Genomic DNA, 9,544 nt, shown 5'->3' with positions numbered 1-9,544 from the left:
TGGTGTGGTATAAAAAAAGTTGACAGCTTATTCTCAAGGATTTCATAATAAAACCAAGAGAATAAGGAGGTATTCAAAGTGGCACGTAAATATGACCATGAATACAAAGTACAGGCAGTAAAACTTGCCAAAGAAATCGGCGGCGCTAAGGCTGCTAAAGAATTAGGAATCCCGGAAGGAACCATCCATACCTGGCTGAAAGCTGTTAGAGCCGGTAAGCTGGATATCGGGGAAGGCTCCCATACTCCCACCAGCGCAATGAGCCTGTCAGAAGAGATTACCATGCTACGTAAACGGGTCAAGGAACAGGATAAGGAAATCCGTCGCCTGAAGGAAGAAAACGAATTTCTGGAGGAAGCCAGTGCTTTTTTCGCCGCCAGCCGTCGGAAGTCAGCAAAAACCAGAGAATGATCTTTCTGGCCCTGAAGACAGAGGACGGCAGGATTACCGGGAAAATCTCATTCTACTGCAGAATGCTTGGGATCAGCCGCCAAGGCTTCTATAAATATCTCGCAAACAAAGACCGCCCCTGGAAGTACCAGGATCTTGCAGATGCCATGAAAGAAATCGTCAGCGAGGATGAATGTAACGATACTTATGGCCGGATCCGGATGTACCAGGCATTGTTGCTGAAACAGCCGGAAGGAGTGCAGATTCCCAGTGAGCGAACCGTATACCGTGTTATGGAACAGATTGGCTTGAACCATCGGCCCAGGAGAAAACCCAACGGGATTACAAAGGCTGATCGTGAAGCCATGAAATCAGATGATTTACTAAAGCGAGATTTTCGTTCTGATATTCCATTGGCCAAATGTATCACTGATATCACGGAAATCCCGGCCTCCAATGGAAAACTGTATGTATCTGCAATTTTTGACTGCTTTGATCTCAGTGTCCTCGGTCTGGCAATGGAAACGAATATGAAAGCCGATCTATGTATCCATACATTGGAAAATGCCCTGACTGCTTATCCTGCATTGGAAGGCGCTGTCATCCACAGTGACCGCGGGACACAGTATACCAGTGAGTCCTACCGTCAGACCATCCGGGCGCATCATATCCATCAAAGCATGAACAGTGCCGGAGGGCGCTGTCATGATAATGCACGCTGCGAAAGCATGTGGGCCAGAATGAAGACGGAACTCCTTTATGACCGTTATGATGCAAAGCAGATGGAAGTAGAAGAACTAAAGGTACTTATCTGGAGATACTTCCTCAGCTATTGGAACAACCGGAGGATCTGCTCTGCCAATGGAGGCCTTCCGCCCATGGTAAAACGTAGGCAATACTATGATGCTTTGGAGGTAGCTGCATAGTTGGTGATATCCTTGAGAAAAATGTGTCAACTAATCTTGACAATATCACTTAAAATTTTGTATAATAGGAATTGAAGTTAAATTAGATGCTAAAAATTTGTAATTAAGAAGGAGGGATTCGTCATGTTGGTATTCCAAATGCGTAATGTAGATAAAACATCTACTGTTTTGAAACAGACTAAAAACAGTGATTACGCAGATAAATAAATACGTTAGATTAATTCCTACCAGTGACTAATCTTATGACTTTTTAAACAGATAACTAAAATTACAAACAAATCGTTTAACTTCTGTATTTATTTATAGATGTAATCACTTCAGGAGTGATTACATGAACAAAAATATAAAATATTCTCAAAACTTTTTAACGAGTGAAAAAGTACTCAACCAAATAATAAAACAATTGAATTTAAAAGAAACCGATACCGTTTACGAAATTGGAACAGGTAAAGGGCATTTAACGACGAAACTGGCTAAAATAAGTAAACAGGTAACGTCTATTGAATTAGACAGTCATCTATTCAACTTATCGTCAGAAAAATTAAAACTGAACATTCGTGTCACTTTAATTCACCAAGATATTCTACAGTTTCAATTCCCTAACAAACAGAGGTATAAAATTGTTGGGAATATTCCTTACCATTTAAGCACACAAATTATTAAAAAAGTGGTTTTTGAAAGCCATGCGTCTGACATCTATCTGATTGTTGAAGAAGGATTCTACAAGCGTACCTTGGATATTCACCGAACACTAGGGTTGCTCTTGCACACTCAAGTCTCGATTCAGCAATTGCTTAAGCTGCCAGCGGAATGCTTTCATCCTAAACCAAAAGTAAACAGTGTCTTAATAAAACTTACCCGCCATACCACAGATGTTCCAGATAAATATTGGAAGCTATATACGTACTTTGTTTCAAAATGGGTCAATCGAGAATATCGTCAACTGTTTACTAAAAATCAGTTTCATCAAGCAATGAAACACGCCAAAGTAAACAATTTAAGTACCGTTACTTATGAGCAAGTATTGTCTATTTTTAATAGTTATCTATTATTTAACGGGAGGAAATAATTCTATGAGTCGCTTTTGTAAATTTGGAAAGTTACACGTTACTAAAGGGAATGTAGATAAATTATTAGGTATACTACTGACAGCTTCCAAGGAGCTAAAGCGCTCGGGACCCCATTAAGTATTTTTAAAAGCATGGTCGCAAGTTTCACTAGCAGCCATGCTTTTATTGAATCATTGTAGGACATTTTAAAGATAATTGCCCACTTTAAAATTAAACATGTGCTTAGAATCGTTCTAGGCAACACCAATAACAATCACTAATCACAAGTGATTTGTGATTAATCACTTGTGATTTACAAGGTGTAACGATATAATTAAATGGAAAACGTGCAAAATATTTACATAAACAGGAGGGAGAAACTTGGAACTAGCATTTAGAGAAAGCTTAAAAAAGATGAGAGGTACCAAATCAAAAGAAAAATTCTCCCAAGAATTAGAAATGAGTAGATCAAATTATTCATTGATTGAATCAGGAAAATCAGATCCGACATTAAAAACATTGGAACGAATTGCAGAATTGACAAACTCAACCTTAGTTATTGACTTAATTCCTAATGAATTAGAACAAGTAGAGTTGCAAATAGAAGAAGAGAAGCAATGATTGTCGTTAATATATTTAACGAAATTGTTGCTTATTTTTTTTAAAAGCGGTATACTAGATATAACGAAACAACGAACTGAATAAAGAATACAAAAAAAGAGCCACGACCAACTTATTTTCCGCCAAGAAAATAAGTTGCGAGCCTTAATTGATTACCACCAATCAATTAAAGAAGTCGAGACCCGAAATTTGGTAAAGTATTTAATTACTTTATTAATCAGATACTTAAATATCTGTAAACCCATTATATCGGGTTTTTGAGGGAATTTCAAGTCTTTAAGAAGATACCAGGCAATCAATTAAGAAAAACTTAGTTGATTGCCTTTTTTGTTGTGATTCAACTTTGATCGTAGCTTCTAACTAATTAATTTTCGTAAGAAAGGAGAACAGCTGAATGAATATCCCTTTTGTTGTAGAAACTGTGCTTCATGACGGCTTGTTAAAGTACAAATTTAAAAATAGTAAAATTCGCTCAATCACTACCAAGCCAGGTAAAAGCAAAGGGGCTATTTTTGCGTATCGCTCAAAAAAAAGCATGATTGGCGGACGTGGCGTTGTTCTGACTTCCGAAGAAGCGATTCACGAAAATCAAGATACATTTACGCATTGGACACCAAACGTTTATCGTTATGGTACGTATGCAGACGAAAACCGTTCATACACGAAAGGACATTCTGAAAACAATTTAAGACAAATCAATACCTTCTTTATTGATTTTGATATTCACACGGCAAAAGAAACTATTTCAGCAAGCGATATTTTAACAACAGCTATTGATTTAGGTTTTATGCCTACGTTAATTATCAAATCTGATAAAGGTTATCAAGCATATTTTGTTTTAGAAACGCCAGTTTATGTGACTTCAAAATCAGAATTTAAATCTGTCAAAGCAGCCAAAATAATCTCGCAAAATATCCGAGAATATTTTGGAAAGTCTTTGCCAGTTGATCTAACGTGCAATCATTTTGGGATTGCTCGTATACCAAGAACGGACAATGTAGAATTTTTTGATCCCAATTACCGTTATTCTTTCAAAGAATGGCAAGATTGGTCTTTCAAACAAACAGATAATAAGGGCTTTACTCGTTCAAGTCTAACGGTTTTAAGCGGTACAGAAGGCAAAAAACAAGTAGATGAACCCTGGTTTAATCTCTTATTGCACGAAACGAAATTTTCAGGAGAAAAGGGTTTAATAGGGCGTAATAACGTCATGTTTACCCTCTCTTTAGCCTACTTTAGTTCAGGCTATTCAATCGAAACGTGCGAATATAATATGTTTGAGTTTAATAATCGATTAGATCAACCCTTAGAAGAAAAAGAAGTGATTAAACTTGTTAGAAGTGCCTATTCAGAAAACTATCAAGGGGCTAATAGGGAATACATTACCATTCTTTGCAAAGCTTGGGTATCAAGTGATTTAACCAGTAAAGATTTATTTGTCCGTCAAGGGTGGTTTAAATTCAAGAAAAAAAGAAGTGAACGTCAACGTGTTCATTTGTCAGAATGGAAAGAAGATTTAATGGCTTATATTAGCGAAAAAAGTGATGTATACAAGCCTTATTTGGTGACGACTAAAAAAGAGATTAGAGAAGCGCTAGGCATTCCTGAGCGGACATTAGATAAATTGCTGAAGGTACTGAAGGCGAATCAGGAAATTTTCTTTAAGATTAAACCAGGAAGAAATGGTGGCATTCAACTTGCTAGTGTTAAATCATTGTTGCTATCGATCATTAAAGTAAAAAAAGAAGAAAAAGAAAGCTATATAAAGGCGCTGTCAGAGTTTTTTGACTTAGAACATACATTCATTCAAGAGACTTTAAACAAGCTAGCAGAACGCCCAAAAACGGACACACAACTCGATTTGTTTAGCTATGATACAGGCTGAAAATAAATGGAAGAAGTTTTAATTGATGATAATATGGTTTTTGATATTGATAATTTAAAAGGATTTCTTAATGATACCAGTTCATTTGGGTTTATAGCTAAAGAAAATAATAAAATTATAGGATTTGCATATTGCTATACACTTTTAAGACCTGATGGAAAAACAATGTTTTATTTACACTCAATAGGAATGTTACCTAACTATCAAGACAAAGGTTATGGTTCAAAATTATTATCTTTTATTAAGGAATATTCTAAAGAGATTGGTTGTTCTGAAATGTTTTTAATAACTGATAAAGGTAATCCTAGAGCTTGCCATGTATATGAAAAATTAGGTGGTAAAAATGATTATAAAGATGAAATAGTATATGTATATGATTATGAAAAAGGTGATAAATAAATGAATATAGTTGAAAATGAAATATGTATAAGAACTTTAATAGATGATGATTTTCCTTTGATGTTAAAATGGTTAACTGATGAAAGAGTATTAGAATTTTATGGTGGTAGAGATAAAAAATATACATTAGAATCATTAAAAAAACATTATACAGAGCCTTGGGAAGATGAAGTTTTTAGAGTAATTATTGAATATAACAATGTTCCTATTGGATATGGACAAATATATAAAATGTATGATGAGTTATATACTGATTATCATTATCCAAAAACTGATGAGATAGTCTATGGTATGGATCAATTTATAGGAGAGCCAAATTATTGGAGTAAAGGAATTGGTACAAGATATATTAAATTGATTTTTGAATTTTTGAAAAAAGAAAGAAATGCTAATGCAGTTATTTTAGACCCTCATAAAAATAATCCAAGAGCAATAAGGGCATACCAAAAATCTGGTTTTAGAATTATTGAAGATTTGCCAGAACATGAATTACACGAGGGCAAAAAAGAAGATTGTTATTTAATGGAATATAGATATGATGATAATGCCACAAATGTTAAGGCAATGAAATATTTAATTGAGCATTACTTTGATAATTTCAAAGTAGATAGTATTGAAATAATCGGTAGTGGTTATGATAGTGTGGCATATTTAGTTAATAATGAATACATTTTTAAAACAAAATTTAGTACTAATAAGAAAAAAGGTTATGCAAAAGAAAAAGCAATATATAATTTTTTAAATACAAATTTAGAAACTAATGTAAAAATTCCTAATATTGAATATTCGTATATTAGTGATGAATTATCTATACTAGGTTATAAAGAAATTAAAGGAACTTTTTTAACACCAGAAATTTATTCTACTATGTCAGAAGAAGAACAAAATTTGTTAAAACGAGATATTGCCAGTTTTTTAAGACAAATGCACGGTTTAGATTATACAGATATTAGTGAATGTACTATTGATAATAAACAAAATGTATTAGAAGAGTATATATTGTTGCGTGAAACTATTTATAATGATTTAACTGATATAGAAAAAGATTATATAGAAAGTTTTATGGAAAGACTAAATGCAACAACAGTTTTTGAGGGTAAAAAGTGTTTATGCCATAATGATTTTAGTTGTAATCATCTATTGTTAGATGGCAATAATAGATTAACTGGAATAATTGATTTTGGAGATTCTGGAATTATAGATGAATATTGTGATTTTATATACTTACTTGAAGATAGTGAAGAAGAAATAGGAACAAATTTTGGAGAAGATATATTAAGAATGTATGGAAATATAGATATTGAGAAAGCAAAAGAATATCAAGATATAGTTGAAGAATATTATCCTATTGAAACTATTGTTTATGGAATTAAAAATATTAAACAGGAATTTATCGAAAATGGTAGAAAAGAAATTTATAAAAGGACTTATAAAGATTGATTATATAATATATGAAAAGCTATTATAAAAGACATTAGTATTAAATAGTTTAAAAAAATGAAAAATAATAAAGGAAGTGAGTCAAGTCCAGACTCCTGTGTAAAATGCTATACAATGTTTTTACCATTTCTACTTATCAAAATTGATGTATTTTCTTGAAGAATAAATCCATTCATCATGTAGGTCCATAAGAACGGCTCCAATTAAGCGATTGGCTGATGTTTGATTGGGGAAGATGCGAATAATCTTTTCTCTTCTGCGTACTTCTTGATTCAGTCGTTCAATTAGATTGGTACTCTTTAGTCGATTGTGGGAATTTCCTTGTACGGTATATTGAAAGGCGTCTTCGAATCCATCATCCAATGATGCGCAAGCTTTTGAATATTTTGGTTGATCGATATAATCATGAATCAATCGATTTTTAGCCTCACGCGCTAAGTTAATATCTGTGAACTTAAAAATTCCTTTAACAGCTTCTCTGAAAGATTTTGAATTTTTTTTAGGAATGGTGGTAAAGATATTTCTTAGGAAGTGAACTTGGCATCTTTGCCAACTTACGTTGGTGAAGGATTTTCTAATGGCAGAGACTAATCCTTTGTGCGCATCAGAAATAACGAGTTCCGTACCTTGTAAACCGCGTTCTTTTAGGTATTCAAAAAATGTTGTCCAGGTCTCTTCGCTTTCGCCACTTTGAATCATGAAGCCGATAATTTCACGGTCGCCATCTTTGGTTATTCCAATCGCTATATGACAGCTTTTTGAGAGTACTCGATTTTCTTCTCGTACTTTTATATAGAGTACATCGGTCATTAAGTAAGGATAATTTTTTTCTGATAATAAACGATTCTGCCACTCGTTAACCATAGGTTCTAGCTGTTCTGTTAAGCTAGAAACGAAGGACTTAGAGACGGATTTACCACAAAGTTCTTCCACAATTTTTGATACTTTACGAGTTGAAACGCCTGATACATACATTTCCAACATTGAAGCCATGAGGGCTTTTTCGTTTCGTTGATAACGTTCAAACACTGTGGGTGAAAAATGGCCATCACGTGTTCTGGGTACTTTTAATTCTAGCGTGCCTACACGTGTCGTAAAGCTGCGCTCATAATAGCCATTTCGTTGACTTTGTCGGTTTTCTGTTCGTTCATATTCTTTTGCTTGAATATATTCTGTTCGTTGATTTTCCATTAGTTGATTAAATACCGTTGTTAAAATATTTTTAGAAACGTCATCCTTTACAGAATATTCAATAATGCTTTGAATCTCTTCGCTTTTCAGTGTAAAATGTACTTGGGTCATGTAAAAGTCCTCCTGGGTATGTTTTTGTCGTTAATAAAACAGCTAATACACCGGTTGAACCAGCAAACATAGAAGTAAACAATCCTACGTTTGTCATATCACCTGTTTTTACAGGGTTCTTTTGTCCGCTAGGCTTTGTTGGAGTAGTTGGCTTGCTCGGTTTCTGTGGCTGTTGTGGACTTACAGGTTTATTTGTTACTTTTTCTTTTACGGTAACTGTAATTGTTTTTTCAGTAATTGCACCATTTTTATCTACTACACGGAAAGTTACATGATAAGTGCCAGCCTTAGAAGTATCTACATCATTTGCAATAATGTTATCTTTTGTTAAAATAATCGTTCCGTCCTCTTTATCTGTTGCTGTCACATTTGCCAATGGGTCGAACGTATCGCCTACATTCAATGTAACATCATTTGCTGAAATGATTGGAGCAGAGTTAAGGTCGCCTGTATTTTGTTTCACAGTTACAGTAATCGTTTTTTTAGCAGAAGCTCCGTTTTTATCTGTTACTTTATAAGTCACATGGTAAGTACCAGCCTTAGAAGTATCTACATCATTTGCAACAATATTATCTTTTGTCAAAGTGATAGTTCCGTCCTCTTTATCTGTTGCTGTTACATTTGCCAATGGGTCGAAAGTATCGCCTACATTCAATGTAACATCATTTGCAGAAATAGTTGGTGCTGTATTATCTTCTCCTTGTGAGTTTAACGATAATTCTACTTTTAAAACAACGTTTCCGTCTTTATAAGTACCGCAATCATACTCATAAGTAACTGGTTTTTTTACATCATCTACCGTTATAATTCCTGTATCTTTATCTAAAGTTCCATTTGCAGTAACTTTTCTTACTTATATCAAGTGTTTTTACTTTTGTATCTCCTATATCTAAAGTGATTTATATAAAGGAGGGTGAAATTTTACAAGATATTACTATTGATGAATTTAAAAAATTATCGACCAATAAATTGGAAAAAATGGGATTAAGATCTAGAAAAATCTCATTTGATAATATTCAGACACCGGTAATTGAGAGTCAAGATTATATACATTTTAAAGATTTTTCATTTGCCTATGAAAAAGAAAAAAATATGGATATTAAATCATTGATGATTCCGTGCGGTAGTGTGGTAGCTATAATAGGGAAAAACGGTGCAGGCAAATCCACATTTGGACGTTGTATGTGTGGATTGGAAAAAAAAGTTAAGGGAACTATGACATTTTATGGAAAAGAATTAAATTGGAAAGAACGGATAAAAAATTGTTATTTAGTAATGCAGGACGTTAATCATCAACTTTTTACAGAAAGTGTTTTAGAGGAAATTCTTTTATCCATGGAAAACTATGCAGATAATGAAAGTGTAAAGAAGGCTAATGCAATAAAAATTCTAAAAGCTTTGAATCTTGAAAAATTTCAAGAGGTACATCCTATGATATTGTCAAGATTAGTTGACACATTTTTCTCAAGGATATCACCGACTATGCAGCTACCTCCAAAGCATCATAGTATTGCCTACGTTTTACCATGGGC

General features: G+C 33.7%; 11 protein-coding genes. 9 read left to right on the top strand and 2 right to left on the bottom strand.

Annotated features, from left to right (window positions below):
• Positions 1-78: 78 nt before the first annotated feature.
• The 8 genes from DWW96_RS13465 (at position 79) to aph(2'')-Ia (ending at position 6,710) form a co-directional block, all read left to right on the top strand.
• The gene (locus DWW96_RS13465) at positions 79-411 is read left to right on the top strand and encodes a transposase (protein ID WP_117910777.1); all 333 of its coding nucleotides are present in this window, start codon (positions 79-81) and stop codon (positions 409-411) included.
• Positions 408-1,316: an IS3 family transposase gene (locus DWW96_RS13460; RefSeq protein WP_117910776.1), complete on the top strand. Its 909-nt coding sequence runs from the start codon at positions 408-410 to the stop codon at positions 1,314-1,316. The genes DWW96_RS13465 and DWW96_RS13460 overlap by 4 nt, the downstream gene beginning before the upstream one ends.
• A 123-nt stretch (positions 1,317-1,439) precedes the next feature.
• The gene (locus tag DWW96_RS13455) at positions 1,440-1,523 is read left to right on the top strand and encodes a 23S rRNA methyltransferase attenuation leader peptide (protein WP_001814874.1); all 84 of its coding nucleotides are present in this window, start codon (positions 1,440-1,442) and stop codon (positions 1,521-1,523) included.
• Positions 1,524-1,647: 124 nt separating this feature from the next.
• A complete protein-coding gene (gene erm(B), locus DWW96_RS13450; protein ID WP_001038790.1) occupies positions 1,648-2,385 on the top strand; it encodes a 23S rRNA (adenine(2058)-N(6))-methyltransferase Erm(B) in 738 nt (245 codons plus the stop codon).
• Between the two features lie 361 nt (positions 2,386-2,746).
• Positions 2,747-2,986 (top strand): helix-turn-helix domain-containing protein, encoded by a 240-nt coding sequence (locus tag DWW96_RS13440; protein ID WP_002380754.1) that lies wholly within the window; start codon positions 2,747-2,749, stop codon positions 2,984-2,986.
• A 394-nt stretch (positions 2,987-3,380) separates the two neighbouring features.
• Complete coding sequence (locus DWW96_RS13435) at positions 3,381-4,871, top strand: primase C-terminal domain-containing protein (RefSeq protein ID WP_002380753.1); 1,491 nt, start codon at positions 3,381-3,383, stop codon at positions 4,869-4,871.
• 6 nt (positions 4,872-4,877) lie between these two features.
• The gene (locus tag DWW96_RS13430; RefSeq protein ID WP_000393259.1) at positions 4,878-5,270 is read left to right on the top strand and encodes a GNAT family N-acetyltransferase; all 393 of its coding nucleotides are present in this window, start codon (positions 4,878-4,880) and stop codon (positions 5,268-5,270) included.
• On the top strand, positions 5,271-6,710 hold the full coding sequence (aph(2'')-Ia, locus tag DWW96_RS13425; protein ID WP_001028144.1) for an aminoglycoside O-phosphotransferase APH(2'')-Ia: 1,440 nt from the start codon (positions 5,271-5,273) through the stop codon (positions 6,708-6,710).
• A 129-nt stretch (positions 6,711-6,839) separates the two neighbouring features.
• Here the strand turns inward: aph(2'')-Ia and DWW96_RS13420 are convergent, their stop codons facing one another.
• Both DWW96_RS13420 and DWW96_RS13415 read right to left on the bottom strand, forming a co-directional pair.
• Positions 6,840-8,012: an IS256-like element IS256 family transposase gene (locus DWW96_RS13420; RefSeq protein ID WP_000195429.1), complete on the bottom strand. Its 1,173-nt coding sequence runs from the start codon at positions 8,010-8,012 to the stop codon at positions 6,840-6,842.
• Positions 7,960-8,667 (bottom strand): immunoglobulin-like domain-containing protein, encoded by a 708-nt coding sequence (locus DWW96_RS13415; RefSeq protein ID WP_226981778.1) that lies wholly within the window; start codon positions 8,665-8,667, stop codon positions 7,960-7,962. The genes DWW96_RS13420 and DWW96_RS13415 overlap by 53 nt, the downstream gene beginning before the upstream one ends.
• 239 nt (positions 8,668-8,906) lie before the next feature.
• Here DWW96_RS13415 and DWW96_RS13410 point away from each other — a divergent pair.
• A partial coding sequence (locus tag DWW96_RS13410) for an ATP-binding cassette domain-containing protein (protein ID WP_147339836.1) occupies positions 8,907-9,544 on the top strand: 638 nt, incomplete at its 3' end.

This window comes from Eubacterium sp. AF17-7 (genome assembly GCF_003461285.1).
Taxonomy (GTDB): Bacteria; Bacillota; Clostridia; order Lachnospirales; family Lachnospiraceae; genus Eubacterium_U; species Eubacterium_U album.
Note: the sequence above shows the minus strand (reverse complement) of the source record. Positions and strands in the feature narration are given on the sequence as shown.

Bases quoted from the DNA above. Each gene is read 5' to 3' on its own strand.
- DWW96_RS13420 (WP_000195429.1), bottom strand. From the start codon at position 8,012: ATGACCCAAGTACATTTTACACTGAAAAGCGAAGAGATTCAAAGCATT.
- DWW96_RS13435 (WP_002380753.1), top strand. From the start codon at position 3,381: ATGAATATCCCTTTTGTTGTAGAAACTGTGCTTCATGACGGCTTGTTA.
- DWW96_RS13430 (WP_000393259.1), top strand. From the start codon at position 4,878: ATGGAAGAAGTTTTAATTGATGATAATATGGTTTTTGATATTGATAAT.
- DWW96_RS13455 (WP_001814874.1), top strand. From the start codon at position 1,440: ATGTTGGTATTCCAAATGCGTAATGTAGATAAAACATCTACTGTTTTG.
- DWW96_RS13460 (WP_117910776.1), top strand. From the start codon at position 408: ATGATCTTTCTGGCCCTGAAGACAGAGGACGGCAGGATTACCGGGAAA.